The 20839-nt window shown below is 33.7% G+C and carries 23 protein-coding genes and 8 pseudogenes; 8 read left to right on the top strand and 23 right to left on the bottom strand.

The genetic code is table 11. The annotated features are described in order from the left end of the window. The 3 genes and pseudogenes from WAZ07_RS21625 to WAZ07_RS21635 all read right to left on the bottom strand — a co-directional run. A partial coding sequence (locus tag WAZ07_RS21625; protein ID WP_336474098.1) for a thiol-activated cytolysin family protein occupies positions 1 to 304 on the bottom strand: 304 nt, incomplete at its 3' end. A 63-nt stretch (positions 305 to 367) separates the two neighbouring features. Beyond that, positions 368 to 556: pseudogene (locus WAZ07_RS21630) on the bottom strand (hypothetical protein). A 296-nt stretch (positions 557 to 852) separates the two neighbouring features. Continuing rightward, positions 853 to 1392, bottom strand: a complete 540-nt coding sequence (locus WAZ07_RS21635) for an STM3941 family protein (RefSeq protein WP_336474099.1) — start codon at positions 1390 to 1392, stop codon at positions 853 to 855. A 625-nt stretch (positions 1393 to 2017) separates the two neighbouring features. Between WAZ07_RS21635 and WAZ07_RS21640 the strand changes: the two genes are divergently transcribed. Continuing rightward, on the top strand, positions 2018 to 2983 hold the full coding sequence (locus tag WAZ07_RS21640) for a hypothetical protein (RefSeq protein ID WP_336474100.1): 966 nt from the start codon (positions 2018 to 2020) through the stop codon (positions 2981 to 2983). Between the two features lie 155 nt (positions 2984 to 3138). Here WAZ07_RS21640 and WAZ07_RS21645 read toward each other — a convergent pair whose 3' ends face one another. Then, a complete protein-coding gene (locus tag WAZ07_RS21645) occupies positions 3139 to 3405 on the bottom strand; it encodes a transposase (RefSeq protein WP_336474101.1) in 267 nt (88 codons plus the stop codon). Further along, a pseudogene (locus tag WAZ07_RS21650) lies at positions 3368 to 3714 on the bottom strand (hypothetical protein); the annotation flags it as partial. The pseudogene WAZ07_RS21650 and the gene WAZ07_RS21645, both read right to left, overlap by 38 nt. Positions 3715 to 3855: 141 nt before the next feature. On the opposite strand from WAZ07_RS21650, the gene WAZ07_RS21655 reads away from it, so the two are divergent. Beyond that, a complete protein-coding gene (locus WAZ07_RS21655; protein ID WP_336474102.1) occupies positions 3856 to 4005 on the top strand; it encodes an aspartyl-phosphate phosphatase Spo0E family protein in 150 nt (49 codons plus the stop codon). A gap of 470 nt (positions 4006 to 4475) precedes the next feature. Beyond that, positions 4476 to 4838 carry a DUF4064 domain-containing protein gene (locus WAZ07_RS21660; RefSeq protein ID WP_336474103.1) on the top strand — a complete coding sequence of 121 codons (363 nt, stop codon included), beginning with the start codon at positions 4476 to 4478 and terminating at the stop codon, positions 4836 to 4838. Positions 4839 to 5584: 746 nt separating this feature from the next. Here WAZ07_RS21660 and WAZ07_RS21665 read toward each other — a convergent pair. From WAZ07_RS21665 to WAZ07_RS21680, 4 genes and pseudogenes are all read right to left on the bottom strand, one after another. Next, on the bottom strand, positions 5585 to 6049 hold the full coding sequence (locus WAZ07_RS21665) for a hypothetical protein (protein WP_336474104.1): 465 nt from the start codon (positions 6047 to 6049) through the stop codon (positions 5585 to 5587). 445 nt (positions 6050 to 6494) lie between these two features. Next, positions 6495 to 6893: pseudogene (locus WAZ07_RS21670) on the bottom strand (DUF6985 domain-containing protein); the annotation flags it as partial. Between the two features lie 386 nt (positions 6894 to 7279). Next, positions 7280 to 7651: a hypothetical protein gene (locus WAZ07_RS21675; protein WP_336474105.1), complete on the bottom strand. Its 372-nt coding sequence runs from the start codon at positions 7649 to 7651 to the stop codon at positions 7280 to 7282. An 89-nt stretch (positions 7652 to 7740) separates the two neighbouring features. After that, positions 7741 to 7938, bottom strand: coding sequence for a hypothetical protein (locus WAZ07_RS21680; protein ID WP_336474106.1), 198 nt, complete (start codon positions 7936 to 7938; stop codon positions 7741 to 7743). 350 nt (positions 7939 to 8288) lie between these two features. Here WAZ07_RS21680 and WAZ07_RS21685 point away from each other — a divergent pair, with 350 nt between their 5' ends. Both WAZ07_RS21685 and WAZ07_RS21690 read left to right on the top strand, forming a co-directional pair. Further along, positions 8289 to 8414, top strand: coding sequence for a hypothetical protein (locus WAZ07_RS21685; RefSeq protein WP_336474107.1), 126 nt, complete (start codon positions 8289 to 8291; stop codon positions 8412 to 8414). Between the two features lie 5 nt (positions 8415 to 8419). After that, positions 8420 to 9310 (top strand): DUF2268 domain-containing putative Zn-dependent protease, encoded by an 891-nt coding sequence (locus WAZ07_RS21690; RefSeq protein WP_336474108.1) that lies wholly within the window; start codon positions 8420 to 8422, stop codon positions 9308 to 9310. A 355-nt stretch (positions 9311 to 9665) separates the two neighbouring features. Here WAZ07_RS21690 and WAZ07_RS21695 read toward each other — a convergent pair whose 3' ends face one another. After that, positions 9666 to 10091, bottom strand: a complete 426-nt coding sequence (locus WAZ07_RS21695; RefSeq protein ID WP_336474109.1) for an SMI1/KNR4 family protein — start codon at positions 10089 to 10091, stop codon at positions 9666 to 9668. A 66-nt stretch (positions 10092 to 10157) separates the two neighbouring features. Here WAZ07_RS21695 and WAZ07_RS21700 point away from each other — a divergent pair. After that, positions 10158 to 10379: pseudogene (locus tag WAZ07_RS21700) on the top strand (IS3 family transposase); the annotation flags it as partial. Positions 10380 to 10715: 336 nt separating this feature from the next. Here WAZ07_RS21700 and WAZ07_RS21705 read toward each other — a convergent pair. From WAZ07_RS21705 to WAZ07_RS21720, 5 genes and pseudogenes are all read right to left on the bottom strand, one after another. Further along, the gene (locus WAZ07_RS21705) at positions 10716 to 10934 is read right to left on the bottom strand and encodes a hypothetical protein (RefSeq protein WP_336474110.1); all 219 of its coding nucleotides are present in this window, start codon (positions 10932 to 10934) and stop codon (positions 10716 to 10718) included. A gap of 30 nt (positions 10935 to 10964) precedes the next feature. After that, complete coding sequence (locus tag WAZ07_RS21710; RefSeq protein WP_090919833.1) at positions 10965 to 11156, bottom strand: hypothetical protein; 192 nt, start codon at positions 11154 to 11156, stop codon at positions 10965 to 10967. Between the two features lie 102 nt (positions 11157 to 11258). Further along, complete coding sequence (locus WAZ07_RS26325) at positions 11259 to 11381, bottom strand: HNH/endonuclease VII fold putative polymorphic toxin (RefSeq protein ID WP_396550444.1); 123 nt, start codon at positions 11379 to 11381, stop codon at positions 11259 to 11261. A 21-nt stretch (positions 11382 to 11402) separates the two neighbouring features. Continuing rightward, a pseudogene (locus WAZ07_RS21715) lies at positions 11403 to 11624 on the bottom strand (Imm50 family immunity protein); the annotation flags it as partial. A 31-nt stretch (positions 11625 to 11655) separates the two neighbouring features. Further along, positions 11656 to 12189 (bottom strand): hypothetical protein, encoded by a 534-nt coding sequence (locus WAZ07_RS21720; RefSeq protein WP_336474111.1) that lies wholly within the window; start codon positions 12187 to 12189, stop codon positions 11656 to 11658. A gap of 410 nt (positions 12190 to 12599) precedes the next feature. Here WAZ07_RS21720 and WAZ07_RS21725 point away from each other — a divergent pair, with 410 nt between their 5' ends. After that, positions 12600 to 13829 carry an NAD(P)/FAD-dependent oxidoreductase gene (locus WAZ07_RS21725; protein WP_001044754.1) on the top strand — a complete coding sequence of 410 codons (1230 nt, stop codon included), beginning with the start codon at positions 12600 to 12602 and terminating at the stop codon, positions 13827 to 13829. Between the two features lie 234 nt (positions 13830 to 14063). On the opposite strand, the gene WAZ07_RS21730 is transcribed toward WAZ07_RS21725, so the two are convergent. From WAZ07_RS21730 to WAZ07_RS21740, 3 genes and pseudogenes are all read right to left on the bottom strand, one after another. Continuing rightward, the gene (locus WAZ07_RS21730) at positions 14064 to 14291 is read right to left on the bottom strand and encodes a zinc ribbon domain-containing protein (protein WP_098088251.1); all 228 of its coding nucleotides are present in this window, start codon (positions 14289 to 14291) and stop codon (positions 14064 to 14066) included. Positions 14292 to 14300: 9 nt separating this feature from the next. Next, positions 14301 to 14435: pseudogene (locus tag WAZ07_RS21735) on the bottom strand (nucleoid-structuring protein H-NS); the annotation flags it as partial. Positions 14436 to 14561: 126 nt separating this feature from the next. Further along, positions 14562 to 15329 carry a hypothetical protein gene (locus WAZ07_RS21740; protein WP_336474112.1) on the bottom strand — a complete coding sequence of 256 codons (768 nt, stop codon included), beginning with the start codon at positions 15327 to 15329 and terminating at the stop codon, positions 14562 to 14564. Between WAZ07_RS21740 and WAZ07_RS21745 the strand changes: the two genes are divergently transcribed. Continuing rightward, complete coding sequence (locus tag WAZ07_RS21745) at positions 15282 to 16307, top strand: IS3 family transposase (RefSeq protein ID WP_336474113.1); 1026 nt, start codon at positions 15282 to 15284, stop codon at positions 16305 to 16307. The genes WAZ07_RS21740 and WAZ07_RS21745 overlap by 48 nt on opposite strands. A gap of 64 nt (positions 16308 to 16371) precedes the next feature. On the opposite strand, the gene WAZ07_RS21750 is transcribed toward WAZ07_RS21745, so the two are convergent. From WAZ07_RS21750 to tnpA, 5 genes and pseudogenes are all read right to left on the bottom strand, one after another. Next, positions 16372 to 18057, bottom strand: a complete 1686-nt coding sequence (locus WAZ07_RS21750) for a M3 family oligoendopeptidase (RefSeq protein ID WP_336474114.1) — start codon at positions 18055 to 18057, stop codon at positions 16372 to 16374. 17 nt (positions 18058 to 18074) lie between these two features. Further along, positions 18075 to 18399, bottom strand: a pseudogene (locus WAZ07_RS21755) (EamA family transporter); the annotation flags it as partial. Positions 18400 to 18461: 62 nt separating this feature from the next. After that, positions 18462 to 20053 (bottom strand): annotated as a pseudogene (gene tnpC / locus WAZ07_RS21760) (IS66 family transposase). 39 nt (positions 20054 to 20092) lie between these two features. After that, entirely contained in the window at positions 20093 to 20449 is a 357-nt protein-coding gene (gene tnpB, locus WAZ07_RS21765) for an IS66 family insertion sequence element accessory protein TnpB (protein ID WP_336474115.1), read from the bottom strand. Continuing rightward, a complete protein-coding gene (tnpA, locus tag WAZ07_RS21770) occupies positions 20446 to 20766 on the bottom strand; it encodes an IS66 family insertion sequence element accessory protein TnpA (RefSeq protein ID WP_336474116.1) in 321 nt (106 codons plus the stop codon). Before tnpA ends, tnpB begins: the two co-directional genes overlap by 4 nt. Positions 20767 to 20839: the final 73 nt, after the last annotated feature.

Here is a 20839-nt window from a genome sequence, read left to right on the forward strand (position 1 = left end):
GTGAAGTTGTAAGTGATTTTTTCTCACGTTCAACCACTACAAATTTACCATTTGAATTTGTACTTTCTTTCGGAACAAAACTCTCTACTTTATCACCATTTACTGCTAGAACCTCTTGATTATTATATTTTAGATTTGCTATACCAGTATCAATGTTAATTGCTTTTTTTGCCTGATCAGCTGAATTATTTTTAGGTGTTTCAGCGAAAGAAATAGAAGAATAATTAAAAGTGCATAAGCCAATTGATAAACATGCTAGTAATTTTATTCCCTTAGTATTTTTCTTGATTTTCAAAAAAATCAACCCCTTCCCTTTTTTCGTATTAAGGTATGATAATTATCTATAAATAATTGCTAAATAGTAAACTTACATAAATGCTTTTAAAAGTTCTTGAACGAATGGAAGTACTCCACCTACAAATTTTAAAATTGCCATTGCGATTGTCATATGATTTCCTCCTCTGGTTGTTGTTGCTCAGATGTGATTTATCTTTATGCTCTTATTATAGTAAGCGCTTACATTTTTATCAATACATTCTTGTATGCAATATTGCATATAAGAATATAACAGGTTCCCTTTGCATTGTTAATAAGGGGTACAGCCGCATTGCCATCAACTTAAGAAATGCATTGTTCCTCAAAGCAGAAAAAATGATATCAATTCCTACGGACAACTATAAAGAGATAAAATCTTTGTTTTGTGGATATTTCAAAATCTTAGCTTGATGGTCATATGTCGGCACCCCATGCCCATCAATAGAGAAAACGGCAGAACAAAATAAGGAAAAAAGAACATCTCTTTTCATCGAGATGTTCTTTTTTCCTTATACCTAAATCAATTCTTCTGTTATATTATTTCGCTTCATCTTCTGGAATTAAAAAGCTTATATCATACTCTTCTAACTTCGCAAGTAATGCTTCTCCATCGATTTTCAATAAATTCATATGAATATTAAATGGTATAAATCCAGCACGTTTATTAACTCGATACAGCCGTTGTCCTTTTGATGGTATAGAGGAGATATATCGCTCTTCAACATCATCTTCCATCACAATTCCTAAATACCTTTGCCCTTGGATTGTATAAGGTAAAACACCGTATACATCCTCCAAAGCAATTTTTACAGGATATTTTGGATTATTAGTAATTGTAATATATTCTGGCTCTAAAATGACGGCTGGTTTTCTTGCAATAATTTTTTGAATAACCTTCCAAAGAGCAATTAGTACAACTAATGCAAGAGCTCCAAATAAAAATCCAACTATAAAATTAGGCTCCTCAGATGAAAATGCATACGTAACAAAAAAGAGAAACATCGCTTCAATTACCAAAATCAAAAAAAATAATCCGACTACTTTTAGCTTTGATTCATAAATATAATATTTCCCCATACGATTCTCCCCACTAATATAAATCCACTTTGATTTTCCAACATATCGCTATGCAGAACCAAAAACACAATGCCTATCCTATCTAAAAAGAAAATTTTATGTGGTTTTTCAATTTATATAGATGATTTATTTCGCCTAATAGGACTGCAACATACAACACACATTCTCAAAGCGGCGATGTGTTAATTTATACTTGTCAATCAATGCTTCAATATGTTTTTTCATAAAAAATTCCTTGTTCAAAAATTGGTACCTATACATCATACCATGAAAACACTCATCACCTACTTTGTTTATCTCTTAAAATAAAGAAACCAGTTATGTACAAATGAAGTTGATACAGTTTCCTTATCTCTAAATACTTTTAATCTTGGGGTCTCATCCCCCATCCAGCAACTTAAGAAATGCATTGTTCTGGAGCTAATTGCTTCTGATAGTTCGATAGTGATGAAGTGGGTTATTGGGAAAGAGAAAAATATATAAGGTGTTTAAAAAGCCATCATAAATTGCAAATGAGTAAGTAATATAGGCTCTATTTTCTTTCCAAATTATTTTCGTGACAGAGTCCCTTCTGACACAAACCAAGTTATACCATCATATCCTTATGATGAAAGGATGTGATGAGTTGAGTTACTTTACTTGTGTTCCGTATTATCAAGCCTATCCTTACTTATATTATCCTCCCTACCATGGAGCTAGAGTAATTTATCCAATGGATATTTATCATACTTATTCACCTTATCAAGATTATCGTAATTACCTAAGTTCTCCATTTCCTTCATATGAAGGAGAATATTATTACGAAAATCTTCGTCAGGCGAGTAAGGTACTGTACGCTGCGATTTGGGAGCAACAGAGTGGTCCAGACTGGCAAGCTAGACATGGTCTGACAGCAGATCAATATCAGCGGACATTCAACGAACTAGTTGCCCAAGGCTATCGTTTGACTTATATAAGCGGCTACACTGTGCACGGGCAGGATTATTATGCTGCGATTTGGGAGAAACGTGGTGGTCCTGCATGGCAGGCTCGGCATGGATTAACGTCTGCTCAGTATCAACAGACGTTCAACGAACTGGTTGCGCAAGGTTATCGTTTAATACGCGTGAGCGGTTACGGAAGTGGTGGGCAAGATCGCTATGCTGCGATTTGGGAGAAAGGGAATGGCCCAGAGTGGCAAGCCAGACATGGTTTGACAGCAGATCAATATCAGCAAACGTTCAATGAACTGATTGCACAAGGCTATCGGCTTATCCACGTTAGTGGTCACACAAATGATGGTCAGGATCGTTATGCTGCGATTTGGGAGAAACGTGGTGGTCCTGCATGGCAAGCCAGACATGGTCTGACAGCAGATCAATATCAGCGAACGTTCAATGAATTGGTTGCGCAAGGCTATCGGCTGATACAAGTAAGCGGCTATGGTAGTAATGGTATAGATCGTTTCGCGGCAATTTGGGAAAAACGTGGTGGTCCTGCATGGCAGGCTCGGCATGGGTTAACATCTGCTCAGTACCAACAGACGTTCAATGAACTAGTTGCCAAAGGTTACCGTTTGGTGTCGGTGAGTGGTTACTACTCGCATAATTAAGTGTCTAACACTCTGCTTGAGGACCATATAGGATTGCAAAATGATAAAACTATAGGAATACGAGGTGCTATAAAGCACCTTTTCTACTTTGTTGAAAAAAGATTATGTCAAAGAAAATGCCAAATTTTTTTGGCATTTTTTGATTTCTATTTGTTTTATAAAGTAGTTCCCTCTATAATTTGATGTGTTAGGTGTAAAACAACTTGCTTAAGTGAGCGAAGTTTGGTCCACTTTTTTAAGCTTTGTATGATGGCAGTCATCAAAACTTGTACTTTAACCTTTTGAACCCCGCAGTATGGCGCATAGCACAAACCGTGGAGTTCTTTACTATGTGCAAAATTCAATTCCACCGTAGATGGACGAACAGAACGGAGAATTTTTCCTCTCATGGACAAGCGCTGTTCTATATTGATCATATGCATAATCAGTCTTTGGATTAAGGTCAAATGTTTTTGTAACTGTACTTTCTGAATTTAAAGTAATACCATAACCAAAACTTGCAGTTAATAATTGATTTACTGTTGCACCCCCCTCACAAGACCTACTTCCATCCCAATAGTATAAGATAACCCTACAGTTACATTATGCGAAATACCACTTGTAACCGCTTTGCTCCAATGATAACCTGAATTTGAATCAATTAATTTCCAATTTAATTCTTTTTTCAATTTAGTATCTTCTAAAATTGGATCGTTTTTAGGAATTGCTAGTGAATATAATAATTCCCCTTTAAAAAATTGAATTTGTATTGTATTCTCTTTATTAGTGTTATTTTTTGTATATGTGTTTTTAAGGCAAGACTGTCATTATCAGTCTTGTTTTTTATTTGAATATTTTCTCGATTAATGCAATAGGTACAAAGGAGATTTTAGATGGGATTAACAAAGCTACATAGTGTGATAGAAGATAAAAAGAGTGAATTAGTTCAACTCGCTCTCAAATATGGTATCAATCATAAAAAAGTACTTACATTAAGCCAAGAATTAGATTGTTTAATTTTTAAGTTTATGAAAAGACAATGAAGAGTTCTTTCATGAGATTTATATTCATTATATTTTCTCTTTTGGGTATTCAGCTGGGATACCTGTAGAACTAAGTTATCGATAAACATTTTTCAAAGATTTCTAAAAAGGAGTTCATAACCCCATAGTTTCGACTCTCTGTTTAGGGTGTAAAGGTTCATATACTCAATATGGGTTTAGTTGAGGATACATCAACAGCTGAATTTTGAGGTGGGAGTATTACTGCCCACGAATAGCGGGATAAATAAGTTGAAGGGATAACAGGAATTAGCAAGGGTACATTAATTCGAACGAAGAAAAAAGCGCAGATCAGTATAGTTAGAAACAAATGATATATGTTGTATATTGAAATTATTAACAACAAACATTTCAATAGATTAATTTACAATATTTTGATATTATAAAGTTATAGTTAATATATGTAAAAAAGAATGAACTTGAATACTATTTTTGAAGGGGGATATTGTAATTTGAAGCGCACCGCAGAATTTATAACTGGCTTAATTGGAGGAATCTTTGGAGTACTACTTTCTTTCCTTATGGTAATTGGTAGTGTTTCCTACATTAATTCTGGAGATAGTTTTTCCTACGATAATTCTGAAGGTTTTGAATATATGATCGTTCTTTTTAGCAGTTCCTTAATCATTCAAATAGGACTATTAGTATTAGCCTGTTGTGTAAATAAAATAAATAATACAGTTTATGGTATTTGTATGATTGTATTAAGTGTAATATCGTTATTGTTATCGGTTTTTGTATTAACTCTTCCAGTGATTTTACAAATCATTTCAGGTGCATTAGCATTTCGAACTTTACAACAGAAATCTAATTAAAACAAACCCTTTACAAAAGTACACGATGTACTTTTTATAATTTTATTTGATTATACTTCGCAGTTTATGACAGCAACCCTGTCACTACCCCATGCTCATCAACTTAAAAATATTCACTATCCTAAAAAGTTAAAAACGTTATTCTTTCTAAACAAGCTAAATGATTAGAAAGGATAACGTTTTTTGTACTTTAGACTCTTACATATAAGGTGATCAATATGAATTAAAGGCTGAAAATTGCTTATTTCCTATTCACATTGATTTAACTCCGTTAAATTCAATGAAAGACTTTTGTAACATTTACGAAAGCAATTTGAAAGATATTTAAAGTAAAATAAATTTATCGCTAATACATATGCAAAACACCCTCTAAACTGCATATTTTATTTTTCTAATACAATAGTAATACCGAATTTAATATTAAATATTTTTTTGTATCTTAGTAAATTTATGAATTCGGAAGTGCATTTGGTGGAAGCATCTCATGAAGTGAAAAACAAATCGCTCAGATGTGTTAGAAAAATAAAATGGATCAAACCGAGCTTTCCCCTAAGCTCCTTTGAAATAACCAAACCCCACAAAGAACATTCTTGTTCTCCGTGGGGTTTGTTATATTTATATTTTTTTCTTGAAATAAGTGCTTTTTATAGGGGTCTCGCCGCATGCCCGTCAAGCTAATATTTTGAAGTATCCCCAAAACAAAAATTTTATCCCCTCATAAGGCACTGGGTAATGCTCCGAACACGTTATCTTTCCTCTCTGCACAAATGAATATATTGACCAAATTCAGGGAATACGTCCCAGTTTCTTTCAAGGGTATCGCTCGTCCCACGCTCTTCGACTGAACCAGTCTTAAAATCTCTCTTTTCCATTGCTATATAGCCATCTTCTTGAAAGCCCAAAATTAAACAACTTACCTCCTTGTCAGTTTCATCATCATATTCCCAATACATGGCTGTTCTTAAAAAAATTTTACCTTTACTCATAACTTTAAAATCATATTTTAAATACTTACGATTCAAATCATCATAAAATCCGACCGAAACCCATTCATTTGTCACATTTACAATATACTTAGGTTTTTCATCTTCGCTTAATACCGCCGTATATGGTTCATGTTCTTGATGGCACAAATATGCAGTACGGTCATCAAAAATGTTCCAAGGCTTCTTTTTGATGTCGGACCATTTGTCACAATAATAAACTTTCATAATCGATTATTCACCTTCCCCTTAATACCCCTAATAATCCTATTTTTTGTTATTTCATCAAGAACTATTTATAAAACTGGTACCTCTAATATTAATTCACCTTTAAGAACATTAGGATTAAAAGTACCATCTAATATTTTGGAACCTAAAGAATATTTTTTAGTAACCTTATTCAAGTACCTTAGTGCTGCCTTTTCTTGAACTTCACTAAATTAGGTAAACCTCAATACGATTTCCTTATTGTGAACATATGAGTCAACTAGGTGAAATAAGCCTTCTAAATTTATCAAGCGTATTTGTTGATTCTCTTTAAAAACAGCTCTTAGGCCTTACTCAATTTATGTAGAATGCCTTCTCTTTCTTCATATTTGAAAGAAAGCTCTAAGCTAGATTTATAGTGCTCCCCGATGTTCATAATTCATTAATCTTTCTATAAATGTCATATTCAAATTGCAACATCCTGGTAACCTACTTCAGTTACTTTTTCATTTAATAAACGAAGCCCTAGTCCATTTTCCATGTCCCAGGCACAATTAAATGTAATTCCGATATCTCGACCTTCAAAAATCCCCGCATATGAAACAACAATTCCATCTAAACTTATCATTTCTAGTATTTGATCAGTCGTTTCAACTAGTGGATAATTTTCATTTAATTCAATATCATAACCTAGTTCATGTCGCGTTTGTTTGTAATAGTCTAATATTGGTTGCAAAAAACTTTGTTGTAAGTGTTCCCAGTTTTGCATAAGTGAAGTATATGCTGCATATTGTTCTTCATCAAATTTACCATCCCCATCACCATCGACCATCAATGCTATTTCGACTTCAACCCCTGTGAACTCTTCTTCGTAAAAAGCTTTGTCATAGTCATCTAAATCACTCCAAAAGGTAAATCCTCCGGAATAATCCAATCCACACCCATTTCCATCACTTATATTCTCTAACACCCATTTAAAACTATTACACATTAAAGAAGAGTCCAATAGATTTTTTATTGGCAGATGCTCAGGGGTTATTAAATCATTAACATTAATTAATTCAATCATGATAGACCTCAATTTTTAGTTAGTTGGAAAAAGGACGTTATCTTTCTATTTTCAAAATACCCGTTCCATTTTCACTTCTGTCAGTTCACTAAAGAGAGTTTCTCTTCTCAATAAGACTACGTTTTCGAAAATCATTATAATTTATCCTTTTGCTTTTAAATATAATATTTCATTTTTACATATTATAGAAATTCTATATTTATTCTATCAACTATTAATTTAATATATTTCCCATATAGGTATTCATAATCCTCTAAAATCTCATCTTCAATTCGTATTCCTATATCAAACATCCCATCTGAAGTAAGTAAGCCTTTAAGCTCGTATTTAAAGCCATCACCTAGCTTTGTAATTTGCTTTTCTTGACTATCTTGTATATCAATTGCAAAATCATCTAGAAACCAAAGACTTAATTCCACAGGGTAGATTCCCCCGATTTTTATCTCATATGGAAAAATATTCGCAAAGCCGGTTAATTCAATATCTTTAATTTTCACTACAATTTCTTCTTCAATACATGAGTCTATCTCCTTAACTAACGCCTCATATCTCACTATAAATTCCTCTTTCCTTATTCTACAGGATTAATTTCTTGTACAGTTTTATCATGTAACATCTTCCAAAAACTCTTGCCTCTTTAATATTACTTTTGATATATATTTATTGTGGTAAAAGTACACTTTTTTATTGTAGTTATCAAACTTACTAATAATTCATATTGTGTCGCTAAAAGTTCTCTAGTTCTAAATGTATAAGCAAATTCAAATGGACTAACATCTAATTCATCTTCCACATCTATACCATAATTCTTTATTAACTTTTTTAGTTCTTCACTCATCATTATCTAACTCCTTATTTTATTCCAATATCCTGAATCTCCCCTTCCAAGATGCCCCAATTTACTCCTTACTCTGTCGGTACAAGCTGCACTGTCTTTACATCATTCAATTCATACCAATTTAAATGGTCTTCACGCCAACACTTTCTATTTTCTTATGTAATCCCACTGGGTTCCACCTAAAATTGACGTGCTAATTCAGGAAAATTATGAAATTGCTCAGCTTAAAAATCAAAGCATTTATCGAGTCCTTTTCAATCTTAGAAGGGACTCTTTTTTATATCAAAAATCGATAATCAGCTTGACCCTAACGCGACGTGATAGATTAAGTTCATTTTAGGAGGTGAATTCAAATGGTAACAATAGGAGATGTCAAACAGGCTACTGGTTTGTCCGAAAGAGCAATAAGACATTATTGTGATTTAAATACTCTGAAACTACCTTATGAATGTAATGAAAAATATATAAACAAGTGGTGATTAAAATGAAAATCGACATGGAAGATACTTTAAGTCAATACGAAATTTTACTTTCATTACCTCTCAAAGAGAGAGAAAATTTCTTTAGGTATACAATGATGAAACCTTTTGAGGGGATGTGGAATACAATTCATGCGCCACTTAAAGCAAAGCAGCCAAATGGATACGATGTGATGATGGCAACGAAAATGTTAGGGTATCTCGATATAAAAGAAAGTGATATAGCAAAACAAGCATTGCACGATTTAAAAACAATAGATGCTCTAGAGATCGCTCAAAAAACATTAAACAGATGCATAGCGTTTGCAAAAGCTACTAACTTGGAAGTACGTGCAGAGGAATTAAAGTTTGGAATGTATATTGCTGATCCTGAAAAGCTAAAAAATCAAAATGGTTACTGCGGTTTTGGCGGAATACCTGGATATGTCACCATAACCATTCATCCAAACAATTATAACATTCCGAGAATACCAGCGCTCATTGCTCATGAATTTCATCATAACCTCCGTTTTTCCTATTTCGATTGGAATCATGGAGACGTAACGCTAAGTGAATATTTAGTTATCGAAGGACTTGCTGATTCATTTGCTACTGAGTTGTATGGTGAAGAATATTTAGGCCCTTGGGTCACATCAATTGATGAAGAACTCGAATATTCAATCCATGTCATTCGGGAAGGTTTTCATTTAAAAGGATTTGCGGAAGTTAGCAGTTACATGTTTGGAGATGAAATTGCTAAAAAAGAAGGTTATTCACCAGTAGGATTATCACCTGGCGCGGGTTATGCCGTAGGTTATTACGCCGTACAATCTTTTATGAAAAAAAATAATATCACAATTCAAGAAGCCACATCGTTAAGTGCAGAAGAAATCATTACAGGATGTGGCGTTTTTTAAGAGCAGAGCACTTTAAAGTTTAAAGTATTATAACGCAGAATGTACATTCTGCGTTATTTTATAAAAATCGCTAATAGTCTCTATTTTTTAAATAACAATATCTTAATAACCAACCTCGACTACTTCTCCATCTTCCATTGGGGTTATTTTGAAATCTTCCACTACTTCATTCATTACCTTTACTCTCAATTTTTTAAAATTAGAAAAAGAGCTTATGTCCCTTATTTGGAGCACTAGCTCTTATCATTTTTATAACCTATATTTACTTTCCTTTTCCCGTATTCTCAATATAGACTCAATTATTCTTTATTACCTTTCTATTACTTCACATTTTTATTTTTGTGTACTTAATATTTTATACTAAAAAATTTGGCAAATCCTCTATCCATACCTTAAAGCTATCACAATATTCCTCGAATTTCCCTTTATCATCATAGTAATAATATACCTTTGACTCTAGTACATGTAAGCAAAAATAATCTCCATTCCCTATACCATAAAAAGGTATCATATTTGAATTCCAATTATTATTACTCATTTCATGATTATATACTTCTTCTATTGTATCATTTCCATTAGTATTACCTTTTGACACATTATAAATATCACCTGGAAATGACCATATTGACATCAATTCAATAAAACATTTAAATTCATCACTAAATGAATAATTAAACTTATCACTTAATTCTTTCCACTCTTCATTTGTCGGTTTATCCAATATTTCTGCTTCTCTTTCTAGAACAGTCGCTAATATAGACTCTACTTCAGTATATTTCATTTAGTTTCACCTCTATTGTTAATTTTAGATTCCACAAGACCTTACGCGATACTGACAACTAGTTAGAGTATGTCTCGTAAAGGAAGCTGTTACGACAACGCCGTTATTAAAAGTATCATAAAATTAGAATTTCTTTATCTAAAAGAATTTAAAAATGTTAAACACCTTAAGCAAAAACTAGCAAAACGCATAAATTCCTACAACAAAAAAAAAATTAAAGCTAAACTAAAAGGCATGAGCCCGGTGCAATACCCGAGCTTATGTCAAAAAATCAGTCTAACGAAATAACCTGTCCAACTTTATGGAGTCACTTCAATATTGCACTGCATCTTCAATTTGTTGGACTGTGTCTAACAAATTTGTAGCCGTACACTATCCCTTTTGGAGGAATGCTTGTTTTAACTAATAAACTCTTTAACACTATTTGAATTTTTCAAGGTCATGATATGGATTGGCTATGTTGTCTCCAACCTCATCGATGGTTTCTTGGATTTCCTGTAGTATCAAGTTATCAATATTGTGCTCCTGACTAATGGAATCTTTAATTTTTTGGAAACAACTTTTTAATCCAAGGTTTACAACAATTGATAAGATTATATCCACATCATCATATGAATCAGTATTTCATAACTCACAAAGTACATTATCTATTTCATTTCTTATCTCATCTCTCAATAACTCATAGGTCATTACTTGCCGATCCATTAATTGACTTAAAATCTGTAAGAATACTTCTTTATCCGTATTTTTTTTACTAAAATCAGTAAGAGAACCTTGAAAATATTGTTCTAATTTATCCACCGAAAGGATATCAGGTAATATCTCATATTCTTCTAGCTTCATTATTATTTCTCCTTTATTGGAATGTGAACCTCATTTACCTTTTAATCTTCTTCCGATAAATTCCATTAAATAAGTAAAACCTACTGCTAATCCACCAAAAATAAGTATCCAGAAAAACGCAAGAATACGGTCTCCTAATGACTGTGGAAGAAGAAACATAAGAATAGCAATAATAGGTACTGTTATTAAATATATAATTCTCATTTGTTTGAACGGACGCATATATTTACTCCTTTTTCTCTAGTGTTACAAGAAATTCAACAGCAAATTCTTTATATAAGAGCGTATAAAATTCATTTCTAACCATTTGAATTAAAAACTACATTATTTATTAAATGGATAATGCTCTTGTGTACATTCAAATCTAACTGTTCGATGTTTATCTGCAGGTCTCACATTAAAATGTGACCTCAGCCTGCCTTTAGAATGGTGTGCATTATAAATCAAAGTATCTGTTTCTCACCAAAATTATGGTAATCTTATTAAACCTGGGGTTACCCCTTCTACTCTTGCCCACTCAAATAAACATTCAACTATCATTTGATTCTTACACTTAATTTTTAATAAACTCTCTTCTTCTGTCGTATTTATTTCAAAATGATCAATGATATTTTCTGTACCTAAACCTTCTATTGTTAAATTACGAATAGTAAAGAAAGATATTTCTATATAAATTACATCCCACTTATTCCTATCTTATAAGTATTTCATGACAAATCTTTTAATAACCGTCTTCAAATAAACAGTGAAATACTGTTACTTTTTCCTCTCTAAGTTCTAATGAAATGTTAGGTATTTTTATTTCTAATAAATTCTTTTCAAGTAATTGTATGCCTTCATTCTCTAAATACTTCAAAATCTCATTACCAATTTGTTTTGTAGTTTCATCGAATGGTTCATATTGTTCCTGCATTTCAACATCACCTTCAACATACTCATATTTAATATATTTTATTGCAGCATATGGAGCGATTGCTGAGATGTAAACTAATAACCCATTTAAATAAAAGTTCTCCCTAATATATGAATTAAACTTATCCGTACCGATTTGTAATCTAGGTTGTACTGAAGATTGAATATATAGTGTGAAACATTTTGAGTAATTAAAATCTGTCAGATTATCAATGTGAATATCCCTAATTTCATGAGTGAATTTATTAGTCCAAACATTAGTATCAATATAATTAAGCAAAACATATCCAAAATCACCACAATGGTAAAGTCCTTCAATGGTATTTAAAACTTTTTGTTTCATAAATAGCCTCCATTATTTTACCGAATGGCCATAGATGTTACCCTTTTTATCAATATGGATCTTCACTTGAGTCCCTTTCATTCATGGAAAGAGAAAGAGCAAGGAAAATAAAATGATTACAATACCCATTATCGAACGGGTTTTTGAAGTAAATGGAGAAATTCAGTTATAATAGTAAACGGACCTTTATTTAATACTTAAATTATCATTCCGATTTTTACCACAAATTCTTTTTAATTGTATAGCAGGTGGGAATTTTCTGTACTTATTTCGTTTTAGCTTCCATACTTTATGTATGTAGTGCATTCTTATCAATTTTCCCCATTACTTTAACTCGTAGGGGCATTAACTTTAGAACTCTGCTAATGGATAAGCAAGTTAATAATTGTACTTGAAAATGGAGTGATACGATGAATAAGACGTATGATGTCATCATTACCGGTGCTAGATGTGCCGGCTCTACCTTGGCAATTTATCTTGCTAAGGCAGGTTTCCATGTGTTGTTAGTGGACCGAGCGAATTTTCCAAGGGACACATTATCAACCCATACCTTTTTCAATAATACTGTCGCTCTTCTTCGAGAAACCGGTGTCCTGGACAAGTTATTGGAAACAAAAGCACCGCCGGTACGGGATATTAAATTTCAATTTGAGGATACCGTGATAGAAGGTCTCATCCCTGAGGTTTACGGAGAGGAAAGTTGTTATTGTATTAGAAGAACTTATCTCGATCATATTCTACTTGAACAAGCCAAATCCCAAATGAATGTAACTGTTTTAGAAGGATTTCGTGTGACGGATGTCATCCGTGATGACGAAACAGTGATAGGCGTGAAAGGTTTAGACGGCGACAACGAGAAACAAGAATTTTTAGCTCGCCTGGTAGTCGGGGCAGACGGCCGATCCTCTATTATTCGCAAGCTGGTAAAAAGTGAACTCAAAATAAGTATTCCGGCAACAGTCGGCATCTATTTCGGGTATTTCTCTGGATTTCGCCACGATAATGTCCCTAAATTTGAAGTATACAAGATAAAAGATAACACAGCCATTCTCTTTCCGACGAATGATGATTTATATGTAATTGTCGGCATTTTCCCATTAGAAAATAAGGAATTGATAGAACGGTTGAAATTAAATCCGGAAAGCTGTCTACGCAATTTCTTTACAGATAACTTTCCGAATACAACAATTGGGGCGCGCTTGAAAAATGCAGAACTAGTAGAACCGGTCAAAGGCATTCTCGGATATGATAATTACTGGTATAAAGGAATGGGAAAAGGATGGGCGTTGGTTGGAGATGCAGTTTGTTTTAAAGATCCTGGCATGGCGCAGGGTATCCATGATGCTATATGTGGAGCACGTATATTATCCAATATTCTATCAAAATATAAGGGACAATCCGATCAATCAAATCAAATGTCTGAAGAATATCAAAAGGCAATAGAAGATGAGTTTATGGTTCGGTTTCACATGGGATGCCAAATTTCGAAGAATGAACGCATATCTGAACAACAGGATGCTGTCAACAAGCTAATCAGTTCCCATCCAGAGGCTATAGAGAAGTTTTTAGGGATTTACAATTATGCAAACGAGCCCGCTGCTTTAGAAAAAGAACTCGCACGAATTATGCAATCGATCTAGCAATGATTTTAGAGATTAAGTGATTTAAGTACAAAAATAATTCGCTATGAACCTCCCCCACTTACTCGCTTCCGCTTGAAGTGGGGATTTCTTAGCATCAACAAAGACAAGGTCCCATGAGAAGCGGATTTTCCATCTCCTCTCTGCACCTATGCAGGGACTCCTTTTCTTCATTTGACTAAGCAACTTCTGCACATGCAGAAGGGTGGGAACACACCGTCTACTACTTTTTGCTTACGCAATCCACAAATACTTTCTCTTCGTTTCTTCCGGGATATGACACATCTTTCCGTACAGTTCTTTTGCCAAAATGTTGCGGGCACCGTGAATGTCCCAGTGTTCTTCGTAGCCGCACACACAAACGTAGTTACGTGTCCGCACTTTCTTTCTTCTTTGGCAACAAGGGCATGTTTGAGAAGTGTATGCTTCGTCTACGAGAAACAATAGAGGTACCTTTAGCAATCTAACCCATTTCGATGCTGGAGCCAGAGTGACTTCGGGTGATGTTACCTTGTCATAAAAATCTACGAATTTGTCACGATCGGCGCTATCACGGTAAGCCATGGCGACACGTGGATGTTCATTAAGTACACCAGAGATCATGTAGGCCTCACCATATCATTTTGGGAATTCTGTACGATATCCGCGTTTTGACGTCAGGACTCCTACTATAGATTAAATACGATTTAGTTAGCAAAAATGAAAAATAGCCTAAGATTCGAGGGGTGGCAATTATCCAAATATATTTGCATATTCACTCTGTAGATCTATACCAGGCATTACTTCTTTAGCTTTCTCTAATAAAATTTTATTTCTACTACTGTGTCTTCCATTATAACATTGTGGATTAGAGTTTATCTCTTTCAATAAAACTTCAAATTGGTCTTTATTAAATTCCTTATAAAAAGGCTCAATACATCGATTAAAAGTTGAATTAGCTGCATCAAATCCCCCACTATGATAGTAGTGGCTAATCATCAAATCATAAAACTCACTTACTACTCCTTCTTTTTCTGCTTGTTCTTTGAAGAGTGCTATATCTTGTTCTTTTAACAAGTACATTTGAATATATGGCTGATTATACAACTTATAACTAGAAGAATGAATACTAGAATCAACGTATTTAAAATGTTCTTTTAACGAATTCGAGAGGAATATCGCTCTAACTTCCCAAGATTTTTGTCCTTTTACGCGGTTTTGTAGTTCCTCTTGTGCATGGGGTTTTAACAGATTATATACTTCGGTGTATTGCGATAAGAAATCTATCAATTTAGATTGAATATCATATTCCTCAAGAAAACTACTAAAAAATGCTGACTCTTTTTCCATATATTCAATTAAAATGTTTTCATATCTTTTATATATAATAAGCAAAACATCATAATTAACCTTCCGGTTATTCTGTTCTCGTTCCTCATTTTTCTTAAAAACTAATTTCCAAAGATTTTTAAAGTGAGTGTAAAACTTAACTTCGCCTTGTGTGGAACGAATATCGTACATATTGAAGATAGACTATATAAAAATATTAAATATAGGTGTCCACACTGTCATGAAGACGTAATTTTTAAAAAAGGGAATAAAAGAGAACATCACTTTAGTCATAAACCTGGAAGCGATTGTACTATATCCCATGAAACCCTCTTACATTTCGAAGCGAAGCATTTTCTTGTTAATAAGATAAATAGAGAAGAAGACATAAAGCTTAAAATTGATTTAAGTTATTTTAAAAGTGATGAGAAAGATTATGAATTGATTCAAAAGATTTTCAACCAGAAAAAGAAGAAGTGTGGTGCACGATTTATCAAAATGAAGCTAGAAAATACAATGGGAATTACAATGAATCTCAAACGTATCTTTCGAATTATGCGTAAATACAATCTCACAACACAGATTCGTCGCGCGAATCCATACAAACAAATCGCAAAAGCGACGCAAGAACACAAAACTTATCCGAACCTACTCCAACGTCAATTTGATCAAGAAGAGCCAGAGAAAAGTATGTTAACCGACATTACATATTTATTTTATGGAAAAGGAAAGAAAGCTTATTTATCTTGTGTCAAAGATAGTACGACACGAGAAATTTTAGCTTATCATGTTTCCCCTTCTTTACAGATGGATATTGTCTATCAAACATTAGATAAGTTAAAAGATAGATTAGGAGATACCATTCATCCTGAAGCGCTTTTGCATTCTGATCAGGGTACTCACTACACGCATCCAGAATTTCAGCGCCGTGTAAAGGAGATGGGAATAAGACAATCTATGTCACGTAGAGGAAACTGCTTAGATAACGCTCCAATGGAATCTTTTTTTGGTCATATGAAAGATGAATTAGACTATAAGTGTTGTCAAACGTTCCAATCTCTTAGACAGGTAATAGAGGAGTATATGCAAGATTATAATTATGATCGTTATCAATGGACACTCAAAAAAATGGCTCCGGTACAATACCGAAACCATCTTTTAAGTGCTTAATTTTTAAAGGTCTTTTTATTAAACTGTCCATTTTATAGGGTACAGTTCAAGCATTCTTAGCGATTTATATTTTTTCTAGCATTTTTAATTCTTCCTCAACAAAATCTATTACTTCTTTTATTGTTTCACTAGAAAAATCAAATTGAATTCCAGCGGCTTCGTATACTTCTTTTACAGATTTAGAACTACCTAAAGATAAAGCGTTTTTATAATTTTGCAATGTTTGCTGAGGATTTTCTTTATATTGTTTATACATTTGTAAAGCACCAATTTGGGCAATTGCGTATTCAATATAATAGAAGGGTACTTCGAAAATATGCAGAACAGATAACCATTGTGCAACGATCAAATCTTTATAGCCATCGGTATTTACTATATTTGAATTATATCGAGAAGTAAGTTCTAAAAACTTAGCATTTCTTTCTTCGGCGGTATGATTTGGCTTCTCATACAACCAGTGTTGAAATTGATCAATAATCAGCGTGACTGGTAAGTACTCTATAATTTGTGTTAATTGTTCTTGCTTAGCTTGTTTGAAATCTTCTTTATTACTATAGAAAACATTCCAGTTGTCCATTGTGAATAATTCCATTGTCATGCTTGCTAATTCAGCAGTCTCCATTGGTAAATGTTGATATTGATGTATTGAAATATCTTTCATTAAATCATGATGAATACAGTGACCCATCTCATGCAAGAAAACAACAATATCATCTTGTGTTTTTGTTAAATTCATAAAAATAAATGATAACTGAGACGCAGGTAAATATTCACAGAATCCACCAGGTGCTTTTCCTTTTCTGGTTTCTAAATCTAGATGATTATGCATTTTTTCTAGAAGAGCTGAAAAATTTAAATCCATCTCAGAAAAAAGTGTTTTACTTTTTTCTATTAATTCTTTTTCATTTTCTACAGGTTGTAAAGGTTTATAATCTATAGTTACAGCATGTAGATCCCATGGACGTAGTATATCTACCTGAAGTTTTTTCTGTAATTCATTGTGAATTTTTTCTTGAAGAGGTACAACGTATTTACGAATAGATTCAGCGAATTCATGGCATTGCTCAGCAGTGTAATCAAAGCGTTCGTATTTTTTAAACATGTAGTCACGATAATTATTAAAACCAGCGTTCTTTGCTTTTTTTGTTCGAAGTATAATTAACTGATTTAAGATTTCTTGAATTTCATTTTCCACAGATAAAAATTTTTCAGAGATAGTAGTCATCGCCTTTTGACGAATGTTTCGATCTGGATCCTGTAGATAAATTCTTAATTCAGAAAGGTTTACTTCTTCGCTATTCCATATAGAAGTGAGGTTACCAGTGATTTTAAAATATCTTGTTATTAGCTCATCTTCCGTAACCTCTAAGTTAATATTTTCCTCATTAAAAAGGGCTCTAGTATTCCGAATTTTTGTATTTAAGAATCCAAATTGAGAAGGGTTCAACTGTGAACGATGGGGTGATTCATAATACTTTTGATCTAATAGATTTTTATAACGTTTTAATAAAGGCTGTACGTGTTTTTGATCAAATTCAAAAGTTTCTTTTGCCGCTATATTATTCGTATTTTGTTGAAAGGCAATATAATGTTGCATGAGTTGTTCATTGATAGAGTTTAAAGTTTTCGATTGTTTTATTAACCAATTTTCAAGTTCTTGACTAGAAGATATTGATGTATTCAATAGTAAATCCAATTCTTTTAGTAGTTCATCTCTATTACTATTATCGATAGGCATTGTCTGCTGCATGAAATATCCCTCACTTTTTATTTACTAATAGATGTATTCTTTTCTTTCTTGTAAATTCCTTTTTCACCCCAAACTTGATGCTGACTATAATAAAGATGATCATCATAGCTCCGACGATATGATAGTATGCGATTTGTTCGTGTAAGAATAATACTCCTGCAATAATCGTGATAAGTGTAGATAGATTACTAAAGACACTCATTGTAGCTGCTTCAATATAAGACAATGAATAATTACCTAGAAATGCTGTAGTCCTAAATATAAAATAGAGATAAGAAACCCAATGGCTGTCATAATATACGTTAAGTAAAATAACTTGAATTTTTTTATCATTTTCCTAGCTGTTCATTTTAAGAGTAAACGTCAAGTAACTCCAAAATATACAATAAAAGTTGATTTTGGAGTTATTTTTTGTTTGCTTCACTTTTTTTCGGCACTCTACAGCTAGATGGTAAATCCTTTGACCACGGCAAGACTTTATCAATTCCTTCTTTATTGTTTATATTGATGTTGGGAAGCGTTTCAAACAAATAACGAAGATAATGATAGGGACTTAGATTGTTCTCTTTTGCGGTTTCCACCACACTATACATGATTGCACTTCCTCTAGCACCTCGCGGTGTATTTGAGAACATCCAATTTTTTCTCCCGATTACAAACGGTTTAATAGAACGTTCACTTCTATTGTTATCAATTTCTAAATGACCGTCTAATAAAAAGGTTTTCAGATGCTTCCATTGATTTAAACAATAAGTGATGGCTTTTCCTAGCGCACTTTTTGGTAAAACAAGATCTTTCTGTTCATGAAGCCATGCTGAAAAAAAGTCCAGAATGGGCCTGCTTTTTTCAAGTCGCTGCTCATATCGTTCTGTAGGATTGACATGTTTGAGCTTCCTTTCAATCGAATAGAGTTGATTACAGAAGTGTAAGCCTTCGCTCGCCTTCACTTTTTTCCCCTTCTGTGATTCGGGTAAAGCTTTTAAGGCTTCATCAAACTTTCGTCTCGCATGCGCCCAACATCCGACAAGGATGACTTCCGGCACTTGATGGTACCCACTATATCCATCTACCTGTAAATATCCTTCAAAACCAGTTAAAAAACGTTTCGGATGTTCGCCTGCTCTTGTAGGTTGATAGTCATAGAGGACAATAGGGGTATCCTCTCGTCCTGTACGATATAGCCACAGATAGGACTTCGTTGTTGCGGCCCGCGCCCAGGTTCGCGTAAAACTTGGAAGGTTGTTTCGTCCGCATGAAGAATGGTTCGAGTAAGTAGATGTTCATGCATCCTTTCATACAGAGTTACTAACCATCGATTAGCCCCATATAATAACCAATTTCCCATCGTTTGTCGTGATAAGAAGATCCCCATTCGCTCAAAATGTTTTTCCTGACGATAAAGAGGCAATCCCTCTACATATTTTTGTGTCATAATGTAGGCCATAATCGATGGAGAAGCGATACTTTTAGGAAAGACGGGAGCTGGCATCTTGGCCGTTACAATCGGTGTGGATACCTCGTCTAATTCACACTTACGACAAGCGTATACATATCTCTTATGTTCTGTTACCTTTACTTCCGCAGGAACAATCGTCAGTTCCTTTCGGACTTCTACACTCATCTCATGCAAAGCACCACCACAACACGAACAAACCTGTTCCTCATCAAGTAAACGATATTCAACCGTTTCAATCGGAAGGTTTTGGACAGACTCATCCCTATGACCGCGTTTCTTTTTGCGACGATAGGTAATCGTTTCAACAGCTGGTTCGGGGGTTTCAGAATCACTTTCTTTCTCAGTCTCATTAAACAGTTCTAAAGCAATTTGATTATTAGGTGTTTTTTCGCTAGACGTACCAAACTGTTTTTGTTGACTCAGACGAAATTGTTCTTCATACCATCTCACTTTTGCCGTGAGTTCCTCTACTTGAGCTTGAAGTGATTCAATTGTGGGTTGGTTTGAATGTGAGAGTGTCGTTTTCATAAATAAATCCATTCGACAAAATGATCCAAATTCCTTTTACATATATGATTTTTATAGAATGGTTCTTGCATGTACGGCTTGATGTCCTTGTTTTTGTTGAAAAGAAAATCCATCAAGGAGCCATCTCAATTGTCGTCTTGATATAGTAAGTGGCACACCCCTATGCTCAGTTGGCCAGTAAAACGTTCCCTTTTCCAACCTGCGATAGTGCAACCAGAAACCATTATGTTCCCAAACCAGAATTTTTAGCTTATCGCGCGAGCGATTGCAAAAAACAAATAAACAGGAAGAAAAGAGATCTAACTCAAATTCTTCGTTTACAATAGCCGCTAGTCCATCAATTGATTTACGTAAATCTGTTGCCCCTTGTGCAAGATATACTTTTTCAATTGCGATTTCTGACATCATTGTTGTTTTACCGCCTGTATCACTTGTAAGAGCACTTGCGGAGTAAAAGGAACATCTAATTCAATGGTTGCTTCTTGCATGTGAATTCGAATCGTAGTATGTATGTTTTCTTCTACGTCAGGGACATTCATAGAAAGCCAATCCACACATTCATTTACATTTTTCTCTTCCGTTTCAGGCGACAATTTTTGCAGCCAGTAATATAGGCGATGAACCGGTAGGTTCTGTTTTTGACACCAGGCAGCTTTTGATAATCCACTGTTTTTATAGTCTTGAATATAAGTTTCCCATTCTTTCTTTAATCGGTGTCTTTCCATAAAAAAACCTCCACATATAGTATGTGAGGAGATTATCTTATGGGTTATTTATAAATAGTAGGTGGGGAATATT

This window comes from Bacillus bruguierae, from assembly GCF_037104725.1.
Classification (GTDB): domain Bacteria; phylum Bacillota; class Bacilli; order Bacillales; family Bacillaceae_G; genus Bacillus_A; species Bacillus_A bruguierae.

Bases quoted from the DNA above. Each gene is read 5' to 3' on its own strand.
- WAZ07_RS21635 (WP_336474099.1), bottom strand. From the start codon at position 1,392: ATGGGGAAATATTATATTTATGAATCAAAGCTAAAAGTAGTCGGATTA.
- WAZ07_RS21645 (WP_336474101.1), bottom strand. From the start codon at position 3,405: ATGCATATGATCAATATAGAACAGCGCTTGTCCATGAGAGGAAAAATT.
- WAZ07_RS21655 (WP_336474102.1), top strand. From the start codon at position 3,856: ATGGGATTAACAAAGCTACATAGTGTGATAGAAGATAAAAAGAGTGAA.
- WAZ07_RS21665 (WP_336474104.1), bottom strand. From the start codon at position 6,049: ATGAAAGTTTATTATTGTGACAAATGGTCCGACATCAAAAAGAAGCCT.
- WAZ07_RS21680 (WP_336474106.1), bottom strand. From the start codon at position 7,938: ATGATGAGTGAAGAACTAAAAAAGTTAATAAAGAATTATGGTATAGAT.
- WAZ07_RS21685 (WP_336474107.1), top strand. From the start codon at position 8,289: ATGGTAACAATAGGAGATGTCAAACAGGCTACTGGTTTGTCCGAAAGA.
- WAZ07_RS21690 (WP_336474108.1), top strand. From the start codon at position 8,420: ATGAAAATCGACATGGAAGATACTTTAAGTCAATACGAAATTTTACTT.
- WAZ07_RS21695 (WP_336474109.1), bottom strand. From the start codon at position 10,091: ATGAAATATACTGAAGTAGAGTCTATATTAGCGACTGTTCTAGAAAGA.
- WAZ07_RS21705 (WP_336474110.1), bottom strand. From the start codon at position 10,934: ATGAAGCTAGAAGAATATGAGATATTACCTGATATCCTTTCGGTGGAT.
- WAZ07_RS21710 (WP_090919833.1), bottom strand. From the start codon at position 11,156: ATGCGTCCGTTCAAACAAATGAGAATTATATATTTAATAACAGTACCT.
- WAZ07_RS21720 (WP_336474111.1), bottom strand. From the start codon at position 12,189: ATGAAACAAAAAGTTTTAAATACCATTGAAGGACTTTACCATTGTGGT.
- WAZ07_RS21725 (WP_001044754.1), top strand. From the start codon at position 12,600: ATGAATAAGACGTATGATGTCATCATTACCGGTGCTAGATGTGCCGGC.
- WAZ07_RS21740 (WP_336474112.1), bottom strand. From the start codon at position 15,329: ATGTACGATATTCGTTCCACACAAGGCGAAGTTAAGTTTTACACTCAC.
- WAZ07_RS21750 (WP_336474114.1), bottom strand. From the start codon at position 18,057: ATGCAGCAGACAATGCCTATCGATAATAGTAATAGAGATGAACTACTA.
- tnpB (WP_336474115.1), bottom strand. From the start codon at position 20,449: ATGATGTCAGAAATCGCAATTGAAAAAGTATATCTTGCACAAGGGGCA.
- tnpA (WP_336474116.1), bottom strand. From the start codon at position 20,766: ATGGAAAGACACCGATTAAAGAAAGAATGGGAAACTTATATTCAAGAC.